This is a genomic window from Candidatus Woesearchaeota archaeon, assembly GCA_021735165.1.
Taxonomy (GTDB): Archaea; Nanobdellota; Nanobdellia; order Woesearchaeales; family 21-14-0-10-32-9; genus JAIPET01.
This window is the reverse complement of sequence record JAIPHP010000009.1, coordinates 1-23780: the sequence shown is the minus strand read 5'-3', so window position 1 is coordinate 23780 and position 23780 is coordinate 1. Positions and strand designations below refer to the sequence as shown.

28 protein-coding genes and 2 pseudogenes are annotated in these 23780 nt (G+C 32.0%); 7 read left to right on the top strand and 23 right to left on the bottom strand.

The annotated features are described in order from the left end of the window. Window positions 1-21: 21 nt before the first annotated feature. From K9L97_03215 to K9L97_03165, 11 genes are all read right to left on the bottom strand, one after another. Complete coding sequence (locus K9L97_03215) at window positions 22-660, bottom strand: HAD family phosphatase (protein MCF7872020.1); 639 nt, start codon at window positions 658-660, stop codon at window positions 22-24. 63 nt (window positions 661-723) lie between these two features. Further along, window positions 724-1671 (bottom strand): ion transporter, encoded by a 948-nt coding sequence (locus K9L97_03210; protein ID MCF7872019.1) that lies wholly within the window; start codon window positions 1669-1671, stop codon window positions 724-726. Between the two features lie 44 nt (window positions 1672-1715). After that, window positions 1716-2279, bottom strand: coding sequence for a transposase (locus K9L97_03205; GenBank protein MCF7872018.1), 564 nt, complete (start codon window positions 2277-2279; stop codon window positions 1716-1718). Next, window positions 2263-2667 (bottom strand): response regulator, encoded by a 405-nt coding sequence (locus K9L97_03200; protein ID MCF7872017.1) that lies wholly within the window; start codon window positions 2665-2667, stop codon window positions 2263-2265. Before K9L97_03200 ends, K9L97_03205 begins: the two co-directional genes overlap by 17 nt. A gap of 63 nt (window positions 2668-2730) precedes the next feature. Further along, window positions 2731-4518, bottom strand: coding sequence for a hypothetical protein (locus tag K9L97_03195; GenBank protein ID MCF7872016.1), 1788 nt, complete (start codon window positions 4516-4518; stop codon window positions 2731-2733). A 6-nt stretch (window positions 4519-4524) separates the two neighbouring features. Further along, complete coding sequence (locus K9L97_03190) at window positions 4525-5175, bottom strand: hypothetical protein (GenBank protein MCF7872015.1); 651 nt, start codon at window positions 5173-5175, stop codon at window positions 4525-4527. Beyond that, window positions 5172-5747 carry a hypothetical protein gene (locus tag K9L97_03185; GenBank protein ID MCF7872014.1) on the bottom strand — a complete coding sequence of 192 codons (576 nt, stop codon included), beginning with the start codon at window positions 5745-5747 and terminating at the stop codon, window positions 5172-5174. The genes K9L97_03190 and K9L97_03185 overlap by 4 nt, the downstream gene beginning before the upstream one ends. A gap of 36 nt (window positions 5748-5783) precedes the next feature. Then, window positions 5784-6200, bottom strand: coding sequence for a hypothetical protein (locus K9L97_03180; protein ID MCF7872013.1), 417 nt, complete (start codon window positions 6198-6200; stop codon window positions 5784-5786). A 13-nt stretch (window positions 6201-6213) separates the two neighbouring features. Further along, window positions 6214-6744: a response regulator gene (locus tag K9L97_03175; protein MCF7872012.1), complete on the bottom strand. Its 531-nt coding sequence runs from the start codon at window positions 6742-6744 to the stop codon at window positions 6214-6216. Further along, window positions 6741-7178, bottom strand: coding sequence for a hypothetical protein (locus K9L97_03170; protein ID MCF7872011.1), 438 nt, complete (start codon window positions 7176-7178; stop codon window positions 6741-6743). The genes K9L97_03175 and K9L97_03170 overlap by 4 nt, the downstream gene beginning before the upstream one ends. Window positions 7179-7234: 56 nt before the next feature. After that, window positions 7235-7951: a hypothetical protein gene (locus K9L97_03165; protein ID MCF7872010.1), complete on the bottom strand. Its 717-nt coding sequence runs from the start codon at window positions 7949-7951 to the stop codon at window positions 7235-7237. A 102-nt stretch (window positions 7952-8053) separates the two neighbouring features. Here K9L97_03165 and K9L97_03160 point away from each other — a divergent pair, with 102 nt between their 5' ends. Next, window positions 8054-9004, top strand: a complete 951-nt coding sequence (locus K9L97_03160; protein ID MCF7872009.1) for an Lrp/AsnC family transcriptional regulator — start codon at window positions 8054-8056, stop codon at window positions 9002-9004. Next, window positions 8997-10091 carry a class I SAM-dependent methyltransferase gene (locus K9L97_03155; protein ID MCF7872008.1) on the top strand — a complete coding sequence of 365 codons (1095 nt, stop codon included), beginning with the start codon at window positions 8997-8999 and terminating at the stop codon, window positions 10089-10091. The genes K9L97_03160 and K9L97_03155 overlap by 8 nt, the downstream gene beginning before the upstream one ends. A gap of 55 nt (window positions 10092-10146) precedes the next feature. Here K9L97_03155 and sufC read toward each other — a convergent pair whose 3' ends face one another. The 8 genes and pseudogenes from sufC to K9L97_03115 all read right to left on the bottom strand — a co-directional run bounded on the left by sufC (window position 10147) and on the right by K9L97_03115 (window position 17409). Beyond that, a complete protein-coding gene (gene sufC / locus K9L97_03150) occupies window positions 10147-10893 on the bottom strand; it encodes a Fe-S cluster assembly ATPase SufC (protein ID MCF7872007.1) in 747 nt (248 codons plus the stop codon). 148 nt (window positions 10894-11041) lie between these two features. Next, on the bottom strand, window positions 11042-11410 hold the full coding sequence (locus K9L97_03145) for an iron-sulfur cluster assembly scaffold protein (GenBank protein MCF7872006.1): 369 nt from the start codon (window positions 11408-11410) through the stop codon (window positions 11042-11044). Next, window positions 11407-12621, bottom strand: coding sequence for an aminotransferase class V-fold PLP-dependent enzyme (locus tag K9L97_03140; GenBank protein ID MCF7872005.1), 1215 nt, complete (start codon window positions 12619-12621; stop codon window positions 11407-11409). The genes K9L97_03145 and K9L97_03140 overlap by 4 nt, the downstream gene beginning before the upstream one ends. Next, window positions 12618-13340, bottom strand: a complete 723-nt coding sequence (locus K9L97_03135) for a SufD family Fe-S cluster assembly protein (GenBank protein ID MCF7872004.1) — start codon at window positions 13338-13340, stop codon at window positions 12618-12620. Before K9L97_03135 ends, K9L97_03140 begins: the two co-directional genes overlap by 4 nt. Continuing rightward, window positions 13337-15463: a SufD family Fe-S cluster assembly protein gene (locus K9L97_03130; GenBank protein MCF7872003.1), complete on the bottom strand. Its 2127-nt coding sequence runs from the start codon at window positions 15461-15463 to the stop codon at window positions 13337-13339. Before K9L97_03130 ends, K9L97_03135 begins: the two co-directional genes overlap by 4 nt. After that, window positions 15437-16111 (bottom strand): annotated as a pseudogene (locus tag K9L97_03125) (hypothetical protein). Before K9L97_03125 ends, K9L97_03130 begins: the two are co-directional and overlap by 27 nt. A gap of 276 nt (window positions 16112-16387) precedes the next feature. Then, window positions 16388-17137, bottom strand: a pseudogene (locus tag K9L97_03120) (Fe-S cluster assembly protein SufB). Beyond that, complete coding sequence (locus tag K9L97_03115; protein MCF7872002.1) at window positions 17074-17409, bottom strand: metalloregulator ArsR/SmtB family transcription factor; 336 nt, start codon at window positions 17407-17409, stop codon at window positions 17074-17076. Before K9L97_03115 ends, K9L97_03120 begins: the two are co-directional and overlap by 64 nt. Window positions 17410-17759: 350 nt before the next feature. Between K9L97_03115 and K9L97_03110 the strand changes: the two genes are divergently transcribed. The 4 genes from K9L97_03110 to K9L97_03095 are packed head-to-tail and all read left to right on the top strand — an operon-like array spanning window position 17760 to window position 19223. Continuing rightward, window positions 17760-17981 (top strand): hypothetical protein, encoded by a 222-nt coding sequence (locus tag K9L97_03110; GenBank protein MCF7872001.1) that lies wholly within the window; start codon window positions 17760-17762, stop codon window positions 17979-17981. Then, window positions 17974-18228: a type II toxin-antitoxin system RelE/ParE family toxin gene (locus K9L97_03105; GenBank protein ID MCF7872000.1), complete on the top strand. Its 255-nt coding sequence runs from the start codon at window positions 17974-17976 to the stop codon at window positions 18226-18228. The genes K9L97_03110 and K9L97_03105 overlap by 8 nt, the downstream gene beginning before the upstream one ends. 18 nt (window positions 18229-18246) lie before the next feature. Continuing rightward, a complete protein-coding gene (locus K9L97_03100) occupies window positions 18247-18753 on the top strand; it encodes a DNA-3-methyladenine glycosylase I (GenBank protein ID MCF7871999.1) in 507 nt (168 codons plus the stop codon). A gap of 41 nt (window positions 18754-18794) precedes the next feature. Beyond that, the gene (locus tag K9L97_03095) at window positions 18795-19223 is read left to right on the top strand and encodes a hypothetical protein (protein ID MCF7871998.1); all 429 of its coding nucleotides are present in this window, start codon (window positions 18795-18797) and stop codon (window positions 19221-19223) included. Between the two features lie 7 nt (window positions 19224-19230). On the opposite strand, the gene K9L97_03090 is transcribed toward K9L97_03095, so the two are convergent. The 4 genes from K9L97_03090 to gyrA form a co-directional block, all read right to left on the bottom strand. Next, window positions 19231-19563: a hypothetical protein gene (locus K9L97_03090; GenBank protein ID MCF7871997.1), complete on the bottom strand. Its 333-nt coding sequence runs from the start codon at window positions 19561-19563 to the stop codon at window positions 19231-19233. 41 nt (window positions 19564-19604) lie between these two features. After that, window positions 19605-20000: a GNAT family N-acetyltransferase gene (locus K9L97_03085; protein ID MCF7871996.1), complete on the bottom strand. Its 396-nt coding sequence runs from the start codon at window positions 19998-20000 to the stop codon at window positions 19605-19607. Between the two features lie 2 nt (window positions 20001-20002). Further along, complete coding sequence (locus K9L97_03080) at window positions 20003-20275, bottom strand: ferredoxin (GenBank protein ID MCF7871995.1); 273 nt, start codon at window positions 20273-20275, stop codon at window positions 20003-20005. A 66-nt stretch (window positions 20276-20341) separates the two neighbouring features. Beyond that, window positions 20342-22930, bottom strand: coding sequence for a DNA gyrase subunit A (gene gyrA, locus K9L97_03075; GenBank protein MCF7871994.1), 2589 nt, complete (start codon window positions 22928-22930; stop codon window positions 20342-20344). Window positions 22931-23104: 174 nt separating this feature from the next. Here gyrA and K9L97_03070 point away from each other — a divergent pair. Beyond that, on the top strand, window positions 23105-23780 hold a 676-nt coding region (locus K9L97_03070), incomplete at its 3' end, for a hypothetical protein (protein ID MCF7871993.1).

Here is a 23780-nt window from a genome sequence, read left to right as displayed (position 1 = left end):
TTGGGTATTCTATTTCCATTTTTATTCGAATTGTTTTATTAGTTTTAATGTGAGTTCATGTTTTTTTACTTTTTTGTCTGCTTTTGAAAAATCCTGGTGCTCTGTGTGCTCTGTAGGGGCTGCTATACATTTCATGCCTGCCGCTTTAGCTGATTCTACTCCTTGTTGGGAGTCTTCTATTACTAGGCATTCTTCTGGTTTTACGTTTAGATTTTTTGCTGCAAGAAAGTATGGTTCTGGGTGTGGTTTTCTGTTGTTTACTTCATCAAGAGTTACTATTGTTTCAAAATATTTTTCCAGGCCTGCTTTTTCTATAATTTCTAATGTGTTGTTTCTATCTGAACTTGTAACTAGGCCTGTTTTGTATCCTTCCTGTTTTAGTTTCTTTACAAGTTCTACTGTTTTTTCAAAGAATTTTACGTGCTCTAACATGTCAAGATAATTCTTCATTCCTTTTTTTATGAAGTCTTCTTCGCTGAATTTGTATTTTGAATGAAAATATGTAAGATAGTCTTTTGGATGTTTTGCTATTATTTGCTGCACATCTTCTTTTGTTATTTCTATTCCTAGTTCTTTGAATGTCTTTGTAGCTGCTGCTATATTTGTGTGTTCCGAGTCAAGAATCACTCCGTCCCTGTCGAAAAGTATTGCTTTTATCATTTTATTTTCATATTTCTTTCTTTTTATGAGGTTAATTTAAGAATTATCTTTGTTTTAATAAAATTATTGATGTTTTAGGTGTGAATTGTGCGCGTGTACTATTGCGTCTTGTACCACTTTTTTAATTTCATTTGGATGTCTTATTTTTTCTAGATTTATGTTTTCTGTTTCACTTCCGGTTGTTTTTACACCTATTGTTCCTGTCCCTAGTATTTTATCTATTAACGTTTGATGTAATTCTGTATCTGCTATATAATGGTATGTTGTGCTTTTGAAGTTTTCATGTAATATGCCTTCGTTCATTATCACTCTGTGATTCGTAACAGCGTATCTTCTATAAATTACTTTTATTTCAAATACAATTATTAGGATTGTTGACAGTATAAATATTATGTATGCTGTTATTGTTATCCAAGTTCCTTGAATTCCTATCGCTGTTGAGATTGCTTGGGATACTATTTCAATTAAAGAGGCTATAAATATTATTATCCCAAAGAAGTATTGTATTAAATAGCTTAGCCTTGATCTTTTAAAGTATTTTACTATGTGTTCATGTGTTCCGAGGTGGGATTCCATGTTTTTGTAAAAATACTTTGTTTTTTTCATTGATTTTGTGAATCTTCCCATTCTTGAGAATATTCTTGCAATTCTTAGTAATCTGAATAATGACAAGTATTCTTTTCCTGAGAATATTAGTCTTACATATAATGGGAGTGTTGCTACTAAATCTACGAATCCTTGCCAACTGAATATGTATTTTAATGGCTGTTTTGCAGTTATTGTTCTAAGCAAGTATTCTATTGTGAATATTATTGTAAATAGCCATTCTAAATTGTAGAATTCGTTGTAGTATTGTTGATTTATTCCAGGTATTGTTTCTATTAGAGCAGCTAAGACGCTTAGGATTATTATTATGAGTATGAATGTTTCAAATCTGGCTACTGAGAGGTTATCTCCTTCAAAAAAAGTTTCTCTTATGAAAGATCTCCAGTTTTTATTTTCTTGCATCATTGTATTTTTGAAATTTTTTATTTATAAATTTAGTGCTAGTTTCTTTAAATATATCTCATATCTTCAAATAAGAAAGGCATTTGTTCTCCTATTTTTTTTAAGTATTCTGTGAGTGCTTTTTCTTTTTCTTCTATTTTTGCTATTTTTATTATTTCCTCTATTTCTATATCAAATATTTGTTCCGGTATGTGTCTTTTCAGAGAATTGGGTATTTCTTTTATTTGTTCTTCTTTAAGGGATTCTTTAAGTTGTCTTAGTCTTTGTTTAAAAGAATCTGCTTCTGTTGTGAGCAAAGCTCTAACGTACCAAATTGCTTGCAAATCTTGTTTCCATATGTCAATTGAGTTTGTAATTGTAAGAAGATATTCATACGCTCTTGGTTTGTTTATTTTTAGGAGTTCATTGTAATATTGTTTTTGTTCTTCTGTTGCGTAGGTTTCGAAATGGTTGTTTTCCATGGCTAAAAGGTCGCCCACCACTTTTCCTTCTTTAGTTGTATGAGGTCCTATTATTGGAGACTTGTGTTTTATTCTTTTGAATAATGGATTGTTCTGTGAGGTAAGAAGTTCTTTCCATGTCTTTGGGTCTGGTTCATTGTGGACGAACATTTTTTTCAACTATTTCATTTATTATTTTAGGAAGTGCGACTAGGTCGATGTCTCTTTTATGGAGATTCAATGCAAGATTCTCGTTTTGGTAATATTCTGGATTTGAAGATATTCCTATTACTGGTATTTTTTTACTTCTTGCAAGTTCTAGTACTGTTTTTCCCCTAAAATCTTTAGAAGATAAATTTCCATGTCCGTCGCCTAATGGTCGTCCGTCTCTTTCAGGAAATATTGCATCAAGAAGTATTAAGTCATAATGTTCTTTTTGGATTTTATTAAGAGCAGTTTGCAGGCTTGCTGCTGTATCTACAGCGAAATGATTTTGTAATACAAAAGTCATTGTTTTTAAGTATTGCTCTTTATCTTCTACTATTAGGATTTTTATCATGTATTAATTATTTGTATTTGTGTATTTAAACTTTTTGAAATGATTTTTCTAATAATAACATATTTAGGTATTTGGATATCCTATTTCTTGCATTATTGAAATACTTTCTTTTACTTCGTATTTCTTTGCCATTTCAAACAAGTACTTACTTGATTCGTCTTGTAGTATATCGTGCGTTGTTGCTGTTTTTATGTACTTCTTGATTAAGTTTATGTCTCCTGTTTTTTCGAGGAGTTTTATTCCAGTTCTGTATTCTCTGTTTAAGTTTGTGAGGTTTTCAAAGAAGTTTTTTTGTTGTGTATTTTCTATTAATATTGTTCCAATTTCTTTTTCATGACCTTCTATATTGTATTCTTCTATTAAATTATCTAGTCTTATTGCGTTAACGCCTTTTTCTGCGGTTTTTTTGAAAAGCTTGAAGGTTAAATCTTCAATTTGATTCTTTTCATATATTGATTCTGCTTTTTTTAGGTCGTTTAGATCATATTCGCTGTTTTGAATTTTTGAAACCAAAATTTTTTTGTCAAAATATTCTTTCTTATCTTTGTAGTGGTTTTGTATGAATTTTGATACCTTGTCATACCTGCCTTTTTCTATGGCGTTCTCACATATATTCATAGATATTTCTTTTGATTTTGTATCAAATTCTTTTATGTATGAAGATTCTTTTTTTTGCTGATGCACTAAATTGTGTTTTTCTCTAAGCAACAAGTCCATTTTATATATGTGCGGATTTTCTAATTGTTCGATTAGTACTTTGAATGCATCATCCGAACTTATGGCTTCTCTTATTTCGTAAGTTTCTTCATCTGTTTCGAGTTTTGATTTGTACAATTGTTTTAAAATTTCACTTGAATGTTCTTCCGAGATTAATTCGTGGATTTTTCTTGCATCAAGTCTTTTTGGTTCCGTTTCTGGAGACCCATAATTATGTTTAAATCCGTCTTGTGGGAGTTTTCCTTCTTTGTCTAGTGATTTTTTGATGTGTTTGTACATTATTTCTTCAAACTCTGTTTGTTTTTTCAGATCTAAATCCTTGTACAAGTTAAATATTAGTTCTGCTGTCTTACCTTTGTTTGTTGTCATATTATATACGGGTTCTTCTTTAAACCATGCGCCTTGGTTACTTCCAACGTATCTCGTATTATATGTTTGAAAATTATCTATTTTTTTAATCACAATATCTATTAAAGTTTCTTTGTTTTTTTCAATATCTATTATGTCTTTTAGATATTTAGACGATCTAGGTGATTCTCCGTTTGATAATTTTTCAAGTACCATGTTTTCTAGTTCTGTTTTTTCAAAAATTTTCAACGCATTTTCTGGGAATCTAAATCCTTTATCGAGGATTGTATTCATGTATTGTTTTGCTAATTCTTTATCCTCAAGTACTTTTGTTGAAATCTCAAGAACCCTTTCTCCTTTTACGGATAATTTGGCTGGCCAAACAAGCCATCCAAGAGCTCCATTGGCATCTATCTCGTGCGTTGTTGAGATTTCTGATAATACTTTGTTTGTTATTTCTATATAGTCTGTTTCAATTAAATATTCTTTTCCAAATTTTATTGCTTCATCAATGTTTGTTTTTTCAACAAGAAAACTTTTGTAAATGTCTTTGTTAAGTTCTTTTATTCTTGTATTATTTTCAAGTCCGTATTTTTTTACAAATTCGTCCTTGTTAATGTATGTGTTTTCTACCACTAGATTTATTTCATTGTCGCTAATTTGGTATTTTGCTTCGTTTGCTATTTCGTTTGCTATTTCGTTTGCAAGTTCTTTATCTTTTATCTTATCTAGCAATGATAGTTGTTTTTTCTTGCTCATCTTTTTTACAATATCGTCTATGTTCATTTTGTTTCACCTTTTGTATTTTATAGGTAATAATTCTTTATCTTCAAATCCTACTTTTCTTGTAAAATTATAAATTCTATCTGCCGCATATTTTTTTATTAACTCGCTCGCCTTATCAGTCACTATTTTAGGAGTTTTCTCTTCTGGAAGTAACTGATTTGCTAAAATATCTAATGTTTCTATGTTATACAATTTTTCTTCCTTGAGTAATCCGATAATTTTTTCGTTTTCTATGTTTGCTATAAAGTACCTTGAGTGTATGGTTTCTATGTTCATTCTTATTTCAGGATTTGATAGTCTATCAAAAGTAATGTATTTGTGATTGCCACCAACAACTTCTCCTTTTTTTCCGAATATGCAGTCCTGATTTATGAAGAACGTTAAAATATCACTATAATAATAATCATAAGATTGACTATGATGAACTATTGGAGCTACCAACATTGCTTTGTAATCTTTTGAAATAATAAAATCTACCACTGGCACTGTTAGTAAAAATTTCTCTGCTAAAGGAATCTCTTTTCTTAATTTATCAGGATCTATAAATTTGTTTTTTAATGTATCAATTCCTGTAAAATAAGGTATTGTGTACATGCCGCTTGTTTCTATTAGTTCACTGTTTTTTACTCTTCTTGTTTTTTCCGGAAATTTATTCATTTTATATCCTCTTGTTGTTTGATTATTTTTTTGTATTCGTCATTGAACATTTTCATCCATTCTTTTGGTGTTTCTGTGCTTGCTCTGTAAAGACCCCATTCTAGTGCTTGTTTCCATAGTTCTGGTTGGTTTTTTGAATATCTAAATATATCTTTATAGTATGTATTGCATGCTATCGGGTCAAATCCGCCTTTTGAATGTGTGAGTGGTGTTATTAATGCTGTTTTGTATCCTTGTTCATCTTCTTTTGCCGCTTCATGAAATGTTCTCGTTATTACCGCTCCAAAAGTTAAGTTATCTGACGCGTATTGTAGTATTTTTTTACCGCTGTCTTCTTTCTCGAGCACCATGTCTGTTAAAACATAATCATATTTTTTTCCAGAGTCGTATTCTGTTTTTATTTTGCGTTTTGCTTGTTCTTCACTTGAAGCATATTCAAATAATATTCCTTGATATTCTGAAAAAACCTTCTTTGCAGTTTCTATAAATTCTGGTGTGTCATCTACAACCAGTATTTTTTTTATTTCAAGTTTTGATATTGTTTCTTCAATGCTTGTCTTGGGTAATTCCATTTTGTTTCACCTTTTTTTTTCTTCTGTTTTTGATTTCTATTCTTTGTCTTGGAATTTTTGTAAGTATGTCTTTACAATTTCTTCTTTCTTGTCTAGTTCACTCTTTAGTTTTGTTTGATACTGTTCTAATACTTCTAGATAATCAGAGTATCTTGAAAGTGCACTCATTGACTTTTCCTTTGATGTTATGTATCTGTGCTTCATATCTATTTTTCTTTGACTTTGTGGTCCTGTGATATAGTGCAGTTCATCTTTGTCAGAATCAACATAAATTCTGCCGTCTTGACCTACAACAGTTTTATATTTACTTTGATCTGTTGTTATGTGCATAACGTATGATTTTAATTCTGCGTCTACATACATTTTGCTCATTTCAAAAACGTCCTTTAGTATTTCTTCTTCTTTTGTTTCCATTTTTTCTACTGTTTTAGTTAATAAGTCTGTTAATTCCATTTTGTTTCACCTTTTATTTGTATAGTTTCAGCATTATTTCTTTGAATAGTTCTGATTCTTTTCCTGTGTATTTTTTGTATCTTTTTGCTGAGTTGTAGCTTCTTTGTATTTCCGGACTTGCGATGTAGTCAAGCGTTATTTTCATTGCTTGTTCCCAGACTTCTGGGTTGTTCTTTTTTCCTTTAATGGACTCTTTTGTTGGCATTATTGTTGTACTTGGTCCGTGTCCGTGTTCTTCTGGTTGGTCGTAGTTCATTCCCGTTGCTATTGTTACGTATATTGTTTGGTTTAATGCTTCTTTAACTACATCCAGTCCCGCATTTTTTGTTTCCATTTCAAGATCTGTGATGATTAGATCGTATTTTGTTTCAGCTTTGTAGTTTTCTTTCATTTTTGTTATTGCTTCTTGCGCGCTTGATGCGTAATCTGTTTTTATTGGTATTGTTTGGAAATATTCTTTTGCTGCTTGTGTGTTTTCTTCTCTGTCATCTACCACTAATATTTTTTTGATGTCCTTGTCCGTAAGTTTTTGTTCTATGGTCATTTTGTTTCGCCTTTGTATTGTTCTTTGATAAATTTCATCATTGTACTTATTTCGCTTATTACAGTAAAATCTGTCACTTTAGTTTTAAGAAGGGTTTCTGCAGCTCTGTACATTCTTGTGATTGCTTTTTCTTTCGCACTTTCTTGGCTTAATGCGTACTTTTCTTTTTCTGATTGTTCTCTGAGCACTTTTGGTATTTTTTCTGGTGCATACAGTTTTTGTGGTGCTAGAATCGTCATGTAGTGTGTTGCTGCATCCCACAATTTTTCAGGTTCTTTTTCTTTTCTGTATTTTTCTAAGAGTTTGTCTCCGTAAACCAGATGTTCTAAGGGCGTCCCTTCTTCACTTACTTGTTTTGTGTATGTTTCTTTCACTATTTTTCTCATTGTTCTAATTTTGAGTTTTTTATCCAGTTTTTCATATGCGTCTTTCATTTTTTCAAACCTTTTTTTATGCAATTAGTTTTTCTAGTGTTGATTCTTTTTCGATTTTAGCGTATTTTGGTTGGCATGCTTGGATGTACATTTTTTCGATTTCTTTTGTATCCATTTCGTTTACCCCATAGTTTGTATTTCATTGCTATTCTGTGTTCTATTTTTGGTTTCAAGTCTCCTTGTTTGTGCATTTTTAGTGCTGGTTGGTACATTACGCTTAGTTTGTCGCTTAATTCTTTTGATAGGCTAAGTTCTCCATATGCCCATTCAGGTCCTTTTCCTCCATCTAGTCTTATTTCACCAAAGCTTGAAATTTTCATATCTAGTGGCAAGTCTGCGCCTATGTAGTATCCTGCTACTCCTTTGTGGTCTTGGACTTTTCCTTGATCATCTACGTATAGTGGTATTATGTGTGCTTTTGCGTATATTCCGTCTGTTATTTTTCCACCTACTGATGCTCCTATTCCGTATCTTGTGTCAAAACCGCTTCCGTATACTCCTTGGCCTATTATGCTTATTGGGCCTTCTACTTGTTTGGATAGTGTTGTTTTTCCGTAGTATCCTTTTTCTCCGTATATTTCCAGGAAACTGCTTCCTTTGATTTCTCCTGGTAGTTCAAAGCCTACTGTCGGTCTTACATATGATTTTCCTGCTTCAAATGATTTGATTCCTTCTATTTCTGTTGTGCTTTGTGCTTTTAGTGGCGTTGTTGCCAATCCTAGTGCTAGTACTAATCCTGCAATTCCGATTTTTGCTTTTTTCATTAGTTCCATTTCATTCACCTCTTATACTACTTGTAAGTGAAAACAGATATATTAATGTTTCAATGAAAAAATTTATAAAATTAGTATAAAGTACTAATGTTATACTAAAAAATGAAAAATATTGATAAAAAGGATGAAAGGCTGCTTCTGGAGCTATATAATAACGGCAGAGCATCTATAACTGAAATGGCTTCTAAGATAGGCCTATCAAAGGAAGCTACTAATTATAGATTGAAAAGACTTCAAAACGAAGGAATCCTTTTAAAAATTGTTCCTATAATAGATTTTTCAGCATTAGGATATTCAACATATAGGATACAAGTATTATTGAATCCTGAAGGAAAAAAAAAGAAAGCAGAAATTGAAGAAGAATTAAAAAAATTAAAAATTCTTAGTTGGTTAGTAAAATTGTCTGGCGCGTGGGATTATGTATTTTTATTTAATTCTAGAAGTAACTTGGAATTTTCAAAAACATATGAAGAATTCATAATCAAATTTGGAAAATATATAGATAAAAAAATATCTTCTTTAGTATTTTCAATAACTCATTTTCCACTCACATATCTATATGGTGGTGAAAGAAACTACTTAAAGCAGGAAATGAAGACAAAAAATTTTAGTCTTGATGAAAATCAGAAAAAAATAATTGAACTATTAGAAGAAGATGGCAGGATTACTTTGTTAGAAATGGCTAGAAGAATGGATGTGTCTTTAACCACTGTTAAATATCATTTACAGATTCTTGAAAAAAAAAGAATAATATTTTCTTATAAACCATTAATTAATTTAGATAAGTTTAATTATGAACATTTTAAAGTGATGATAGAGCTTGCGGATACTTCTCAGAAAAAAATTCTTAAAGAAGTATTAACAAATAATCCTCACACAGTATATATAACTGATGCGTGGGGTAAGTATGATTTGGAGTTTGAATGTCATTATAAGAGTATACATGATTTATTAAGATATATTGAGAAACTAGAAGAAAGCATTTATATAAAAAAATATGATTTAATATTTACTAATGAAGAATTGTTAATAAATGGTATGCCTGATGAATAAAAATAATTTGGAGACTAACAAAAAAATGGATGTGTTGATTTTATTAGAAAGGGAACTTGTTTGGCTTGACTTAGTATTTGATGATGAATATATAAAAGAAAATTGTAATTTAATAAGTGTCAAAAATTATAAGGAATTCATTAAAGAACTAAGTACTAAAAAATTTGCAGTTGTAGTTTTTTGTTTTCCAGAGTTTGGATTTTCTAAAAATAAAATAAAATATTTAGAAATATTAACTAAGGCTTCAAAAAATAATGGTGCTAAGTATGTCTTAGGTTTAGATCTTATTATTTTTGCAAATCAATATTTGATGGCGGGAGTTGATTATTTCTTTCAAAAAGATGAATTTATTCACAGGCACTTAAAAAAACAAAAATATTCTTCTTTTCAATTATTTAGACATTTATTGACAAATATTATTCTTAATAAAAAACCAAATCAATCAATCGAATCATTAATTATTGAAAAAAAAGAATTTTATGATTCTGTTAAAGATATTTTTGATTATAGATCTACAATAACTGCTAATACTAGGATTGAATTATCACTTATTAAGAAATATCTTGATGTGTGGAAAGCAGGAGTCGTTCTTGATGGCGGTTGCGGAAATGGAAGGTTAACTGAACCTTTAGCCGCTATGGGATTTATAATTACAGGTATTGATATTAATGAAAATTTGCTTAAAGAAGCTCGTAATAAAAGCAAGAATAAGCATAATCCAAAATATTTAAGAATGAGTCTTACAAATATAGATTTGCCTTCTAATAGTTTTCAAGCAGTCATATTAACTTGGCATGTTATTAATGAATTTAAAGAATATCAAGTTGATGTTTTAAAACAAATTCATAAGGTATTAGTCAGTGATGGTATTTTCATTTTTGACTTTCCTGATGTAGGTAAAAATGTTCAGATTGATGCTGAGGGAAACTATGAAGATGAAGGTACGGGCTTGATAAAATACAGGGGCTTAGTTCTTCCTGTAGACAGAATGTTAAGATTAGTTGAGAGTCAGGGTTTTTTAATTGCGGATTATAAAAGAGTTGACTTTGGAGGGGGAAAATTTTTTGTTGTTGCAATAAAAAGATGAAATAAAATTTTTTGTTTTTAAAAGTTTCTGGATTTATTTCATAAGAACAAAAAAATCATTTTTTAAATGCGTCATATCCTTTTTTTTCCAGTTGTTTTGCTAGCTTTGGTCCGCCTGTTTTTATTATTTCTCCATTAATCATTACGTGTATCGTATCAGGTTTTAGGTAGTTAAGCATTCTTTGGTAGTGTGTTATGACTAGTATTGTCATGTCTGGGAATTCTTCTTTTACTTTGTTTATTGCTTCAGATACTTTTTTTAATGCGTCAATGTCAAGGCCTGAGTCTGTTTCATCTAGTATTGCTATTTTTGGCTCAAGCATTGCTAATTGGAGGATTTCCATTTTCTTTTTTTCTCCTCCGCTGAATCCTTCGTTTAAGTATCTGCGAGCGAATTCTTTTGGTATTTGCAGAATATCTAGTTGTTTGTTTAGTTTCTTTACGAATTCAGGAATTTTTATTTCGTTATTTTTTTCTCTTCTTGCATTAATTGCCTGTCTTAAGAAGTTTGACACGGTAACTCCAGGTACTGATACAGGGTATTGAAATGATAAGAATATTCCTGCTTTGCTTCTTTCGTTAGGTTCCATGTTTAGAATATTTTTTTCATTTAGTAAGACTTCTCCTTCTGCTTCGTAATTTGGGTGTCCCATTATTGCATTTGCTAATGTGCTTTTTCCTGAACCGTTTGGTCCCATTATTACATGGATTTTTCCTTTATCTAATTCTAAATTAAGATTTTTTATTATCTCTTTGTCTTCAACTTTTGCGTTTAAGTTTTTTATTATGAGTGCTTTTGTCATTTTGTTTGTCTCCTTTGTTTTGTTGTGGTTTTAGCTACGAAGATTTATTGCCTTCTTTAAGAGCAAATATTTACTGATGAGCACAAGCATTATTGACTTTGTCAATGTGCTCATCTTAATTTGTCTTCAAGGTAGCTTTTTGTTTTAGTCATTCTTTTTCTATTGAGTTTTTTAATGCGATTAGTGGTGTTTGTATGCATTCCTTTCTTGATTCCGGTACGTGGATTTTGATTAGATTTTCTATGTTGTGGGTTTCAAGTTCTTTTGTTTCATTTGCTGTTTTGTTCTTTATGTGTTCTGTTAGGAGGGACGCTGTTGCAATGCATAATGCGCATCCTTTTCCTGTCCATCCCGCTTCTTGTATTTTGTTGTCTTTTATTCTTAGCCGTATTTTTATGATGTCTCCACATATGTGGTTGCTATGTTCTCCTTCATTTGTTGGTTTTATGATTTTATGATTGTTCTTCGGATTTTTGTTTTCTTTTAGGATGTTTTCTTTGTATATTTCGTCGTTCATTTTAGTAATCTCTTCGCGTCTTTTATTGCTTCTATTAATTTATCTACGTCTTTTTTGTCGTTGTAAAAACTTATGCTTATTCTTGCAGTTCCAGGAATTTTGAGACTGTTCATTAGTGGCTGGCAGCAGTGATGTCCTGATCTTATACAAACATTGTGTTTGTCAGCGATTGTAGCAAGGTCATGAGGATGAATGTTTTTTATTTCAAATGAAATGACAGGCCCGTAAGTTTGTATTTGACGATCTTCATTCTGAAAGCTAATGTCATGACCAAATATTTTTGCTCCTTCTTTTCTTAGTTTTTTCAGCGCGTATTCTTTTAGTTGTTCTTCTTTTTTGAATAGTTTGTTAAGGTCTTGTTTTTGAAGCCATTCAATTGTTTTTGCAAATGCATATATTCCTGCTGTATCTATAGTTCCTGCTTCAAATTTGTAAGGGGGTTCATCCCATGTTGTCTCTTTTGTTGTGACTTTGCTTATCATGTTTCCTCCGTATAGGAAGGGTCTTAGTTTTGTTAGTTGTTCTTGTTTTCCGTGCAAGAACCCTGTTCCTAGCGGTCCGTATAATTTGTGTGCTGAGAATGCTATGAAATCTATGTTTGTTTTGCTTAAGTCTATTTTTTTATGTGCTAGCAGTTGCGTTCCGTCTATTATTATTTTTGTTTTAGGATTTTTTTGTTTTATTTTTTTTGATATTCTTTCTATGTCTATTATTTGTCCTGTTACGTTTGACATTGCTGTAAATGCAACTATCTTTGTATTTTTGTCTACAAGTTTTGTTATGTCTTCAAAATTGTTTTTTTCTTTGTTGTATTTTGCTACTTTGAATTCTGCTTTTTTTCTTTTAGATAGTTGTTGCCATGGTATGAAGTTTGCATGATGTTCCAGTTCTGTTGTTATGATATTGTGTTTTGAATTTATTTCTGGTTCTAGTGCTATTGCAAGCATGTTAAGTCCTTCTGTTGTTCCTTTTGTAAATATTATTTCATCAGGTTTTACTTCTATGTATTTTGCTATTCTTTTTCTTGCCCAGTCTAATTTTGAAGTTGCATCCATGCTTAGTTTGTATAATCCTCTGTGTGCGTTTGCATTGCTCGTTTCATAGAATTCTTTTATTGCATTTATACATGCCTCTGGTTTTTGTGTTGTTGCAGCGTTATCTAGATAAACTAATTTACTCTGTTTTTTTAGTAATGGGAAATCTTGTTTCATATTAGCTCCAGCTTTTGTTTTATTTTTTTTGTTAGTTCTTCTGGTATGTCTTTTAGCATTGCTGTGAAGAAACCATTTATTATTTCTTTTTCTGCGTCTTCTTTTTTTAGTCCTCTGCTTTGCATGTAGAATATTTGGTCTTGGTCTAGTTTGGTTATTGTTGATCCATGGCTGCATGTTACGTTGTGGTTGTGTATTTCTAGGTCTGGTATTGATATTGCTTTTGAATTATCCAAAATTAATAAGTCTGATTTTTGGTATCCGTCTGCTTCGTCTGCCTGCGGGTTTATTTTTACCATTCCTCTTGTTGTTGCTGTTGATTTTGTTAGCGTTCCTTTTGTTTCTATTCTGCTATTTGTGTTTTTTCCTGTGTGTTCGCTTTTTGTGTCTATTGTTATTTCTTCATTGTTTGCTTTGAAGAGATTTATTGTTCTTTGATTGCTGTTATCTCCTATTAGTTTTGCGTGGACTTTTGCTGAAGATAATGTAAAGAGAATTATTTTAGCGTTTTCTTCTGTTTCTGTTATTATGTTTTCTGCTTTTATTAAAATATGTGCTTTGCTGTTTTTCTTTGCAACTATTTTAACTTCTTTTTCTTCTATGTCGAGGATTTGCTGCGAGTTTTCTGGAATTGTTATTATTTTCATGCAGTGGTATCGTCCATTGACACCTGAGCGTATGTCGCTTTCAGCGAATACACTATATTTATTTTTGTTCAACCTAGACTTCCCTCCATTTCCATTTGTATCAGTTTGTTCATTTCGATTGCGTATTCGAGCGGGAGTTCTTTCATTAGAGGTTCTATGAATCCTGAGACTATTAGTTTTAATGCGTCTTCTTCTGAAAGTCCGCGGCTCATTAAGTAGAATATTTGATCTTCTGATATTTTTCCTATTGTTGCTTCGTGCACCATATCTGCGTCTTTCTCTTCTACTTTTATTGTTGGGTATGTGTTTGATTGAGATTTGTTGTCAAACATCATTGCATCACAGTGTACGGAGCATTTTGCATTTGTTGCTCCTTTTTTTATTTCTACTATTCCTCTGTATGCAGTTATTCCTCCATCTTTGCTTATTGATTTTGATTTTACTGTTGATGTTGTGTCTGGCGCTAAGTGGTATATTTTTGCTCCTGTATCTTGGTTTTGCTCTGGTCCTGCGTATGCTATAGTTACATGGTGTCCTTGAGATTTTCTTCCTAGTAGGAGTGATGCTGGATAGAGCATTGTTATTCCGCTATTGTGAACAATCATCCCTTCTGCTACAAAATTATGATGTTTTTCAACTTCTATGTCGAAGGTTGGTTTTATTCCCGTAGGGATTATGTCTTTTATTGTAGTGAATCCAATTTCATCGGTTGTTTTGCTTCTGAAGTTTTTTCCTTTACTGCTTACATAGTTTCTTTTTGTCTTTACAATTTTTAGTTTTTCTTTCTTTTCTTTGTTTTTTATAGGGATTTCTTTTACATTTTTTCCATTTAGAAGTATTCTGTATGAGTCGTTTGCATTGCAATCTATTCCAAGGATTTTTGTTTTCCTTTTTTTGCCGTGTACAAAGACATTTGAAAATCCTATTCCACAAGATAGTGCAATTTCTTGGATGTCTTCTAGTATTTCTTTGTTTATGCTTGTTATGTATGCGCCTCCTTCGCCTATGTGTCCGTCAGAGTCAATGTATCCAGCTAGCAAAGCCATTTTTTGTTTTTTTGGTAGTTTGTGAACCCATGGCGGAATTTTTTTTGTGTCTGCTTTTCCTGAAAAACCAATTTTGATTATTAGATCAGCTAAGGGTCTGGAATTTATAACAAGGAATCTGTCTTTTTCATATTTTACGTCAATATGAAATAATTTTTTTACAGCAGTCTTTACCTCTTTTCTCAACGAATCCTTTTCAGGTATTGCTATATTTATCTTGGCATTTTTTTTGTTTAGATATATATGTCCATCTCCTAGAAGAATTCCCAAAAGCCACATTAAGTCTTCATTTGTTTCTTTTGGTTGTTTTATTTTTTTGTATAAATGGTTTATGCTCATGGAGAACTCCTTGGTGTATTGGTTTTTGCTTTTTACTTGTTTGTTGTAGTTGTATGATGGAAGTTTATAGGGTATTCCTTCTACTGGCAGAGATTTGGCTATAGCTATTAAATCTCCTTTTTTTAAATCTTCAAGCTTTTTCCATTCTGTTCTGAAAAATCCTTTTTTGTGATTCGGGTTGTTTTTTTTATGTGTTAGTGCAAGGAAGGGATGGTTTCCGGTCGCTTCTATTTCTCTTCCTCCGGCTTTTAGTCTGTATGTTTTTTTATCGCCGCTGTAAATTTTTTGTTTGATTTTTGCCTTTTCTAATTTGTTAGTTTTTTCATTTAGTGCATATACATAATCTCCAGGTTTTAGTTCCATTATTTTTGTCGGTCCCTTTGGGTTTGTTGATATTTTTGTGTCTCCGGCAAGACAACCGAGATTTCCAGAAACCCATTCCATTATTCCTTCTTCGTATACGTTTGCTCTTTTTGTGTTTAGGTTGTATGTGTTTCTTGACCAGTTTTCTACTGAACTGTAACGCATTCTTGCTCCTTTATGTACTATTACTTCTACGCAGCCTGCATGTATTGAAGGAGATTTGTATTTTGGAGCTGAGCAGTTATGCACTATTACGCTTCCGGCGGTGTATGTTTCGTGTCCTTCTACTCCGAAATTGTATACTTCTTTGTTTTTGGTTTTCTTTTTTGTAATTTTCTTTATGGGTACATAGGCGAATTTTTTATCAATTCCAAACATTGATGCTCTTTTGTGGTTGTTTATTGTTTTATTTATTTTTATTCCGACTAGGTTTCCGAATTTTACCATGTGTTCTCCTGTTATTCCTAGTGTATAAATGGTTCTTCTGTTTTCTTTTTTTCTGTTTCTTTTGTTTATGAATGCAAATATTCCTTGTCTTAGTAGTATATCTCGTATTTGCCTTGTCATCGTTTTGGATGTTGTGTTAATTCTGAATGCTTCTTTAGTTCCTGATTCATGTTTTTTGTTGTAGTAGTTCCCATCTCCTCTGAACCATCCAAGAATTATTTGTTTTTGGTTTTCATGGCTTTCTGTAAGCATCCACGGCGGTACTTGTTTGTTATAGTTTCTATCTCCGAATTGTTTGAATATTCTTGCCAGTTCCGTTGAGTTTACTCTTACGGACGTTCCATTATTTTTTTTGTGGTGTACTTCGTATGCTTCTACTTTGAATACTTTTTTTAGGCATTTTTTTACGTCATCTATGTATGTTCTTTCTTTTTTGTTAAAGTCAAAACACAAGTAATGCTCTTTCATGGTGCTTCCTTCTGATAAATAATATCCTATTAATCTGTAAAATTCAGGTGTCGCTTTTACTTTTACTTTGCTTGTTTTGAATTTTTTCTCAGGGTCCCATTTTTTTACTTCAAATGTTCTTTCTTTTTTTGTTTTTGTCACTTGATTTATTGGCATTGCTAAATAATCTTTTTTTTCCATGTATTTTGGTATGTTCCATTCTAATTCGAACTCTTTGTTTCTGTCATTTTGTGTTTTTCTTTTTGCAAAGAGAAAGGGGTGTTCTGGTGTTGCTGTTATTTTTTGTGTTGAGTCCCCATAGTATTCTATTTCATAGAGTTCTCCTTCGTGTTTGTATTTTTGAAGATCTTTTACTTTTCTGTATTCTCCTTCATGAGTTAAAACTTTGTCTTTTTCTGTTACGTCCTCTATTTTTTTGTATCCTGCGTCTGTTATTATTAGTGTTCCTTTTGTAAAGCATCCTTCTATGTAGTGGCATTCAGCGTTTTCTTCTACTATTATGAGTGTGTGTTCGAATTGTCCCATTCCGGATTCGTTCATTCTAAAATATGCTTGAAGTGGTTGGTTTACTTTAACTCCTTTTGGTACGTAGATGAATGTTCCTCCGCTCCATACTGCTCCGTGCAAAGCTGCATATTTGTGCAGAGCTGGGGAGACGCATTGTGTCATAAAGTATTTTTTTACGAGCTCTGGATATTTTTCTACTGCTACGTGCATGTCTTCAAAGATGACTCCTTTTTTCTTTAGGTCTTCTTTTAGGTTGTGGTATATTGTTTGAGAATCGAATTGCGCTCCTGCTCCTGCAAGTGCCTTTCTTTCAGCTTCAGGTATTCCTAGTCTTTCAAAGGTTTGCTTTATGTTTTCAGGAACATCTTCCCATTTTGTTGAATTGTATTTTGCGTCTGCTACTGCGTAGAAGCATATTTTGTTTAAGTCAAGTTTGCTTAGATCAGGCCCCCATGTTGGTACTTGTTTTTCCTGAAATATTTTGAGTGCTTGTAATCTTTTTTTAAGCATCCATTCAGGCTCTTTTTTGTATTTTGATATTTGCCGAACTACTTCTTCGTTTATGCCTATCGGTACTTTGAATATGTATTTTGTTTCGTCTCTATTGTCGTATAGTTGTCTACTTATTTCCATTTTTATAGTTTTATTTTTAAAGGTCTTTTTACTTTGCGTTGGTCTCTTTTCCAACAAGTCTTGCATTGTTTATGTACGTGTTCATCTACTAACTTTAGTATGGGAATTATTGTTTCTTTGTTTAATGAGTATATTCTTTCTTTTCCTTTTCTTTCTACATTTAAGACATTGCAACTAACTAATTTTTTTAGACGGTGACTTGTTGCGGATTGCTCAATTTTTGTTTCGTTGCTTATTGTTGTAACGTTTTTAGGTCCTTGTTTTAGCGATTCAATTATTTTGATGTTGCTTTCATTAGCAAGGTTGCTGAAAAAGTCAGTGTACGAGTAGCATTTCATATGAAATAGAATTCATATGTTGTTTATAATGGTTTTGGGTTGTGAATAATTATTTACTATACAGATTATGTGGCAGAGGTACTGTGGACTTTAGTCCATTGAGTGAATGCCACTCCAAAAAAACATCATTTGTTTCTTAGGATTTTTCATTGATAAAACATCAATTTAGTTCTTAAAAGGGCTTTAGCCCTAAAAAAGTTTCAAATAATAACCAGTACCCACCCGAATGGTACCTCGTCCTTTAGGGCGAGGAGAGGGTGGGTACCATAATAAACTTCCATACAGAAAATAAATATATTTCCGAAGTTGATTTAAAAAAATATTTAAATAACATTAAATAACTTTATTTAATGGCAATAAAAACATTTAATGTGGATGAAGAAACATATCGTAAGTTTTCCGAGTACTGCAAGTCTTCCGGAATTAGCATGAGCAAGCAAATAAACAACTTCATGAAAACGATGACTGAAGATGAACGGGAAGTCAGAGAAGAATACCTTGAAAGACTTGAAAGAATCAGAAAAGGAAAATATATCAAAGTCAAAGATCTTGAAAAACACTTTAATGTATAAAAGCATATTTTCTAAAACAGCAGAGAAAAAAATACAGAAATTAGACACGACACAAAGAAAAGATGTTGTAAAAAAAATTAAAGATATATGTGAAAATCCTTTTCATGAATATAAATATCTAAAAAATGTGATGAAAGGATTTCAGAGAGTTCACATAGGTCATTTTGTTTTAGTATTCAGAATTGAACATCAAGAAATGACTGTTTACTTTGATAACTTCGATCATCATGACAAAATCTATAAATGAAAATAATTCTCTTTAATTATGTCCTCATATTGTACATACGCAAGAGCTAGAAATGATCATCATAAAGAACATCATGATACAGAACATGGCGTGCCTGCGAAGAATGACGATGACTTATTCAGACGTCTAATTCTAGAGATAAGTCAAGCAGGACTCTCTTTTGATACAATTCTAAAAAAGAAGAAAACTATACACAAAGCATTCCCTTCTGTAAAGAAAGTTGCAAAGTACGGAGAGAAAGAAATAGCTGAACTCATGCAAAATCCAGGAATAATAAGAAACAAACTCAAGATTCATGCAGCAATTCATAATGCAAAAAAAATAATTGAGCTTCAGAAGGAACATGGTTCTTTTAAGAAATGGCTTAATAAACAAGAATGCAAAAATAAGGAAGAATGGGTAAAACTCTTTAAGAAAACTTTTAAGTTTACAGGCGGAGAAATAACAAACGAATTCTTGATGAGTACAAATTATTTGCCTGGAGCTCATGATGATGATTGTTATATGTTTAAAAAACACCATTGAAAAATAGTAATGTTTTTAATTGCCTGTAGTTTCCCATACTTATGAAAGGACAGTTAGTGCTAATTGAGTCGCCTTACAAGTCAGATAATATTGAAATAATAAGGAGGAATCTTGCGTATGCAAGAATAGCTGCTAATGATTGTATAAAGAGGGGAGAATTCCCTTATGGCTCTCACATATTCTTTACACAACCAGGAATTCTTGATGACAAAATCGATCCGGAAAGAATGGCGGGCATACAAGCAGGTCTTAGAATTGCATCTTTCTTTGATGTATCTGCATTTTACAAAGATTTAGGGATTAGTGAGGGCATGGAGAAGTACGGTTTGACTGCCGCGCATGAAATGAATAGAATTATAGAAGAGAGAACTATACCTGGCTGGAAAGACAGGGTGGTGAAATTATATCGTGCGCATTCTGATGGAGCTATTTGGGGCGTTACTGATAATTTTGATTTTTTGGATTTATAATTTGTATTCACCAAAATCTCTGAATAATAAATACGCTTATTCCTAAGGGTATTATAGAGATTAATAAATTTGTTACTAAGGATACTTTGCCAAAAAGTAAATAAACTGAAAGAATGTAAAGCGCTGCAGGTATCATAAATATTAATGCTGAGAGTAAATATCTTTGTGTGACTGCTAGCTGAGGATTCATAGATATGAATATTAATCCAAGTATCGTCATTATTGGCAATGCTACAAGAAGCCCAGACCATTTTGAATCTATTGTTCTTGAAAGAAGTGTTGCTCCGACTACTACGGCTCCGGATATTATAAATTGAAGTATTATTTGTGTTGTGTTCATAGAATAATTTTTCGCTTTGAAGTTAAATAATTTTCTAATACTTATAACTTAATAGTATAATTATTATTTGTTCCTCTGTATTCAAATCCTACCTTTTTTGCATATTCCTCCGGAAGATTTGTGTCGATTAGGGCAATTTCTGCACCTTTTTGTTTGAGATTATTTTTTATTTCTTTTAGTAGTGCTTTGCCAATACCTTGTCCTTGATAATTCTTTAATACGGCCCAATGATCTATAGAAATTCTCCAGCCATAATTACCTATTACTGCGCCAACAACTTTATTATTTTCTTCGGCAATCAAGAAAAGTTCGGGTTCATTTGTTATTTTTTCTTCTAATCTTTCTTGTTTATCAAATGGTTCGAAATAAAGATTTGTTTCTTTCCATAAATCAATTATTTGATTTATATCTTCTTTTTTGGCATTTCTTATTTTCATATTTAGATTAAATCTTTTTCATCTTTTAATCTTTTCAGGTGTATTACATTTACCGGGCAGCTTTCTGCTGCTTCCATGTTTTCTTTGAATTCTTCTTCAGAAATATCTTTTTCCTGCCAGCCATCTTCTCTGTCTTTTCCATTTATGATGTCTGATTTTCCGTCATCCGCCATTTCCCAGTGATCAGGAGCCACAGCTGCGCATGCGCTGCACCCAATACATCCAGGTCTATCGTGCAATAATTTGTACTTCTTTTCTTTTTTTTCGTCTGACATATTTCTTTGAGAATAATTAATTGTTTATAATATTTGTTAAAATTTTTTATTTTTTTGAGCTTTTTTTTAGTCGTCAGAATTAGTTTGGTCTTCTTCTATATTTTTATCATCTTCTGTTTCGTCATCATCGCTGTTTTCTTCAACTTTTTGTACTGGTCGAGGGTTTTTCTTTAAGTCTTCTTCTTCTTTTTCTACTTCTTCTTCTGCTGTTTCTTCGTTTAGTATTTTTCCTGCTGCTACTAATTGATCGTTTTCTCTTAATTTTATAACTCTTACTCCTTGTGTGTTTCTTCCTATTGTCGAAATGCCTCTCACAGGTGTTCTTACAACCATCCCATTTTTTGTTATTAGCATTAAATCTTCGTTTCCATTAACTGATCTTACGCTTACTACGTACCCGTTTTTTTCTGTTAAATTTATGTTTATAACGCCTGATCCGCCTCTGTTTATCAGTCTGTATTCTGAAGCTATTGTTTGTTTTCCATATCCTTTGCTTGTTAATGTTAAAACTTTTGTTTCATCGTTTACTAGTATCATGCTTACAACTTCATCTTTTCCTTTAAGCCTTATTCCTGTGACTCCTCTTGATGTTCTTCCTATTGATCTTGCGTCTGTTTCTTTGAATTTGCATGCGTTTCCGTTTTTTGTTGCAAGGAGTACTTGTTGTTTGCCGTCTGTTATTGTTACTGAAACAACTTCGTCTCCTTCATCTAAAGTTATTGCTCTTATACCGCCTTTTCTTGGTTTGCTATATGCTGCCAAAGACGTTTTTTTAATTATTCCTTTTTTTGTCGCAGCTAGTAAGAATTTGTTTTTTTCAAAGTTTCTTACAGGTAGGATTGCTGATATTTTTTCTTCTTTTTCTATATCTATTAAGTTTACGATTGCTTTGCCTTTGCTATAACGTCCACTTTCAGGGATTCTGTAAACTTTTACCCAGTGGACTTGTCCTTTGTCTGTTAGTACAAGTAAGTATGAATGCGTATTTGCTATGAATATTTTTTCTGTGAAATCTTCTTCTTTGTTTTCTGTTCCTATGATTCCTGTGCCTCCTCTTCTTTGAGCTTTATATGTGTCTAGCGGCATTCTTTTGACATATCCTGCGTTGCTTACGGTTACTACGACTTCTTGTTCTTCAATTAAGTCTTCAATATCTAGGTCTTCGTCTTCTTGTTCTATTATCTCTGTTTTTCTTTCGTCTCCGTACGTACTTATTATTTCTTCTTGCTCTTCTTTTATTATGTTAAGTATTTTTGTTTCGTCGGCTAGTATTTCTTTGTATTTTGTTATTTTTTCTTTTAGTTCTGTGTATTCTTCTTTTATTTTGTGAGTTTCAAGTTTTGCAATTTTTTGAAGTTTCATATCTAATATTGCTTGGGCTTGTTTGTCTGTTAATTCATAATTTGTTGTCAGTTTTTCTTTTGCATCATTTGCAGATTCTGAACCTTTTATTAGTTCTATCATGTTGTCAATATTGTTTAGCGCGATTGTGAGCCCTTCTAATATGTGTGCTCTTTCTTCTGCTTTTCTTAAATCGTATTCTGTTCTTTTTATTACAACTATTTTTCTATGTTGCAAGTAGTGTGAAAGCATATCTTTTAGTGTTAGAATTTCTGGTTTGTTGTTTACTAATGCTAAAAATATTATTCCAAATGTTTCTTGAAGTCTTGAGTGTTTTAGTAATTGGTTTTTTATGAGTTCTGGGTTTGCATCTTTTTTTAGTTCTATTACTATTCTCATTCCTTTTCTGTCTGATTCATCTCTTAGATCAGAGATGCCTTCAACTCTTTTGTCTTTTACTAATTCGGCGATTTGAATTATTAGTTCTGATTTATTTACCATGTATGGTATTTCTGTAACTATTATTTTTTTTCTTCCGTTTTTTTCTTCTTCATAAGTTTTGCTTCTTACAAGGACTTTTCCTCTTCCTGTTACGTAAGCAGATTTTATTCCCATTTGACCCACTATTTGTCCTCCTGTAGGAAAATCTGGTCCTTTTACTAATTCCATTAATTCTAAATCTTTAATATCGGGATCTTCTATTATTTTTATTACCGCTGAGGCTATCTCTTTTAGATTATGTGGTGGAATGTTTGTTGCCATTCCTACTGCGATTCCTGTGCTTCCATTCATCAAAAGGTTTGGGATTTTGCTTGGTAGAACCTTTGGTTCTTCTAGTGAACCATCAAAGTTTTCCATGAATGGCACGGTTTCTTTATCAATATCTTGAAGCATTTCTTGGCTTATTTTTGCCATTCTTGATTCTGTATATCTCATAGCCGCAGCAGAATCTCCATCAACTGATCCAAAATTTCCTTGTCCTTGCACTAACGGGTATCTTAATGAAAAATCTTGGGCCATTCTCACAAGCGAATCATATACTGCCGAGTCTCCATGTGGGTGATATTTACCTAAGACTTCTCCTACTATTCTTGCGCATTTTTTAAAAGGTGTATTGTGTCTTATGCCCATGTCATTCATTGCATAAAGAATTCTTCTATGTACTGGTTTTAATCCATCTCTTACATCCGGAAGTGCTCTTCCGACAATTACAGACATAGAATAATCAAGATAAGCAGATTTCATCTCATCTTCAATTACTTGAGGTATTATTTTTTCTTGTTTTTCTGTTTTTTCGTTATTTTCAGTGTCCATCGTATGTTCTCTAGTTTTATGTTCTAAGCAAATTGGTGCATTTTATAAGGTTTTTGTTATTGAAAAAAGGTGCGTTGTATTGCATCATTTTCAACTAAAAAATAACGATAGTCACTTTTGAGTGGTATAAAATCGTAAAGTATTTAAAGGCTGTTGAATGATCTGTTAAAGACTATGAGGAAAAAGAGTTTCTTTAGGAAAGGCCTTGAAAAAGTAATCTTGACAGCATCAGGATTATTGTTGTTAAACAGCATAAATGCTGCTCAGACTACTAATTTAACGTTTTCTGGTGAAGTAAAGACTAAAACTGAAATGGAGAGGCCTTTGCAAGTGCCTATAAACATAGAACAGTTAGTTAGCGGTTCATGGCAATCAAGAACTAATACGATGAGCAACGAACAAGGACAATACGAAATAAGTACTATTGTAACAGGCATGAAAGAACACCAAGCATTAGCGCCTATGAACTACATAATTTTAGATAACAAAGGTTTTTTGTCTGCAACAGACAACACACAACTAACACACGCCGTGTACACAGTGCCTTTAATGCAAGAAATACTAAAAGAACAAATAGATCTAAAGCAAGGTAATAACGATTTGCCAAAAAACAATTTTAACAGATTAGCAGACTCGCACTACTTTGAAACATACAGCAACAAACACGGCGTAATAAGTAGGCTTATATCAATTCAAAACGGCCAAATAACGCATGAGAGCGTAAAAGGAAACAGAACTATAAAAATGCCTGTGACCAACAGCAGAAATAATAATGATGATTTTGAGAAAGCACAAAAAACGCAAGCCTCGCAAGTTTCGCAGAATTTTCAAGACTCCGATTCATTATACT